Annotated in this window: 2 protein-coding genes; both read right to left on the reverse strand. The window is 55.6% G+C overall.

Annotated elements, in window-relative coordinates; genetic code table 11:
- The coding region (locus tag ACTJLA_RS26770; RefSeq protein ID WP_440842478.1) for an RHS repeat domain-containing protein at positions 1-1,371 on the reverse strand (1,371 nt) is incomplete at its 3' end.
- 165 nt (positions 1,372-1,536) lie between these two features.
- On the reverse strand, positions 1,537-3,735 hold a 2,199-nt coding region (locus tag ACTJLA_RS26775), incomplete at its 5' end, for an RHS repeat-associated core domain-containing protein (protein ID WP_440842480.1).

The raw sequence follows: 3,735 nt of genomic DNA on the forward strand, positions 1-3,735 counted from the left end.
GCGCATGCCGTCGGCACCGTAGACGTAGCGCTCGGTGTCATTGAGGCGCAACGTGCGCTCCACCATATGCACATGGCTCAGTTGGTTACGTGCATCCCAACTCAGTGTTCGGCACCGGTCCAACATCAACAGGTTGCCGCTGGCATCGAAGGCTTCGGCAATCTCCGCTTCGGTCGGTGGCCTCCCGCCCACCTCGGGCAGGCAGCGATTACTGTGCTTGGCCGCCGTCAACACACGCCCATGTTGCTGTGGGCCGTGGTGGATCAGCTCGAGCAAATTGCCGCCAGCGTCGTAGCGATAGGTTTGACGATAGTTAGCCACGGCAGCCGGATCCTCGAGATGAGCAGGCCCGCGATTAGCGCTGCCGCCCTCCCAGCCGGTGGCTTCGATCAACTGGTAAAGACTGTCGTAGGTATAGCGGTTGATCGGCTCGATGCGTTGGTTGGCAAAGAAGCGCACCGGCAGTGCCTTGTCTTCAAGGCTAAGGATATTGCCCACCGGGTCATAGACGTAGTGCAAATCCTGTAGCGGTTCGTCGCTAGGCCCGGCAGCGCTCAGACGGTTCAATCGCCCGTCTTTCGGGCAGTAATCAAACCGACTGGTGACCTGGTTGCCTGCCGTTTGCTGTTCTATCTGTCCTTGAGCGTTGTAGTGAATGTCATGTACCAGCCGCTGCGCGGCGGTCGCGTTTTTCAGCTGCAGCCAGGCCTCGCGCAATCGGCCGTCGATGGTGTGATTGAAACGCTGCCGATTACCCTGCGCATCGGTTTGCTCCAGCACATTGCCCACCGGGTTGAACTGCAAAGTACTGCGAGCACCGGCTGCTTGCTCAAGCAAATTATCCCGCTCATCGAAGGGCAGTGGCCAATCAGGCATATCCAGGCTTTGCAGATAACGCTGGGTTTGCGCTATCGGCTCGCCAGCTACCCCGTAGTAGTCGAAATGACGAGTACCGGCCGGGTCATCTTGGCGCACCACCCGCCCACATTGATTACGTTCAGCCGCAGTCGGCTCAGCCATCCCGTATGCAAAGCGCTCGGTGCAGGCTGAATTTTCAATAATCGCCACAGGTCGCAGTAGCGCATCGAATACTGCGCGGCGTTGACTACCGCGCCCATTCCAGAACTGCATACCCTGCCCAGCCTCACCGAACAGTTGAACATCCCAACCCGCATCGACGCTTTGAATCAACAATACTTGGCCGCCAAGCGAGTGAAGGATATTCAGGTTGGCAGGCACCTGCGGGTCGTCTTTTTGCACCGACTGCAGACGCGGGTCCCAGCGCGCTGTCGCTCTGCCTACCGCGTCATGCGCAGTGCGGTCGATGTGTGCCTGTGCCGCTTGGCCGGCAGTCGATCGTAAATACTTCACCGAGCGAACGGGTAGACTTCTCGGATCGGTAACAGTCAATGTGGGGGTATGGCTATTCAAGCTGAGCATGGCTGAGTCTCTCTACTTGAGGATTGCCGACATAAAATTCATTTCACACCGGCCATCTCCGTTCGAAGTTCGTGGTTAATAGCGCTCATGGGGATTTTATTTCCAAGAGTTTGCACTACCTACCTTAATGAAGCGTCTAAGCGGCATCTTTTCATTTCTACGATCATTAAAGCCCTGAACGTCGCCTCCCGACTCGACCAATATAGCCTGACGAACGATATCATTGGCCTCACTATCATATTCTCTTATGATCGAGCTAAACACCTTTGGACCTACCATCGAACTCATTAACTTTATTCGCTCAGGTGTTTCCAACTCGAGTATCCCGGCTCCGATGCGACCGTGACCATCCGTATACTCTTCAGACTTAACAACTTCTTTATAACGCACGACCATTTCTTTCTCGATATGCTTCAGTGTTTTGTTTCCAGCATGCGCGGCAAACGAGCTATTGTTTATCAGCACCGCATTTCTGGAGCCCCTATTTTCCCAAGGCACCCGAACAGGTGAGTTTGTGATTATTTCGTCGGGTCTTGCATAAAGCGTCGTGTCGCCCAGGCGCTCGTGCCCTTCACTCTCAGCACCGAGATACTGGTCATCGACATCGGAGTAGAGCCCTCCTTTCTTGCGAACCAAATAGGGCCGTAGCGTATCCACCGCAAACGCAAAGTTTTTTGGATCTCCCGACCTGAAGTCTTTATAAATAGCCCCCACTGGACTTTTTTTGAATTTCCTGAAGAGTTTCTCCTCTCTCAAATAGACAACATTATGAACTTTAAGATCCTGTAGGACATTCGCAAATGCATCCTCGTTACCTGACTCAAGATAAAGATGAACTTTATACCCGCTCGCCTGCTCGACAGTATTATTAATATTGCTGACATGCGCCGCCAACGCTTCCGCTGACTCGCCCACCCATATCAAGTGGATATCTTTATTCACCGGCTCGCGCTTCTCACCCACAGCGTCTCGATAACCAATGGGATTACCGCCTAGAAAGGCGAATACATTTAAACCATCACTGACACCCACGGGGTCCGGGTTAGTCCAGCGCTGAAACCTGGGCATGTAATAGCGCAGACCGTAATAATAAAGGCCGGTCGCATCCCGCTCCTTACCCGAATAACGCAACGTGCGATAACTCTGCTCGCTCGAGTCTCCCCTCTCAGTGAACGCCGTACTGCCAAACGGATGATAAGTCTCGCGGCTGATGATCCGCGCTTCACTGTCCAGCTCCAGCGAGCAGGACCCCAAATGATCGTTCAGGTTGTAGCGGTATTGATCATTGGCCAGTTGACGCGGCACCGCGCCCTCCCAGTGCAACACCTGCACCGTGGTGCGGCCGGCCTGGACGGTGACGACATACAGTTTTTCGTCATCAATCGTGCGGGTTTCCAGACCGGGTAAATAGCACGTCTCGCTGATCACCGTGCGGGCGTTGGTTTGTGCTGTGCGCACCTTGCGCTGGCGCATGCCGTCGGCACCGTAGACGTAGCGCTCGGTGTCATTGAGGCGCAACGTGCGCTCCACCATATGCACATGGCTCAGTTGGTTACGTGCATCCCAACTCAGTGTTCGGCACCGGTCCAACATCAACAGGTTGCCGCTGGCATCGAAGGCTTCGGCAATCTCCGCTTCGGTCGGTGGCCTCCCGCCCACCTCGGGCAGGCAGCGATTACTGTGCTTGGCCGCCGTCAACACACGCCCATGTTGCTGTGGGCCGTGGTGGATCAGCTCGAGCAAATTGCCGCCAGCGTCGTAGCGATAGGTTTGACGATAGTTAGCCACGGCAGCCGGATCCTCGAGATGAGCAGGCCCGCGATTAGCGCTGCCGCCCTCCCAGCCGGTGGCTTCGATCAACTGGTAAAGACTGTCGTAGGTATAGCGGTTGATCGGCTCGATGCGTTGGTTGGCAAAGAAGCGCACCGGCAGTGCCTTGTCTTCAAGGCTAAGGATATTGCCCACCGGGTCATAGACGTAGTGCAAATCCTGTAGCGGTTCGTCGCTAGGCCCGGCAGCGCTCAGACGGTTCAATCGCCCGTCTTTCGGGCAGTAATCAAACCGACTGGTGACCTGGTTGCCTGCCGTTTGCTGTTCTATCTGTCCTTGAGCGTTGTAGTGAATGTCATGTACCAGCCGCTGCGCGGCGGTCGCGTTTTTCAGCTGCAGCCAGGCCTCGCGCAATCGGCCGTCGATGGTGTGATTGAAACGCTGCCGATTACCCTGCGCATCGGTTTGCTCCAGCACATTGCCCACCGGGTTGAACTGCAAAGTACTGCGAGCACCGGCTGCTTG

It is taken from the genome of Pseudomonas sp. 22072, assembly GCF_052046095.1.
GTDB lineage: Bacteria > Pseudomonadota > Gammaproteobacteria > Pseudomonadales > Pseudomonadaceae > Aquipseudomonas > Aquipseudomonas paracarnis.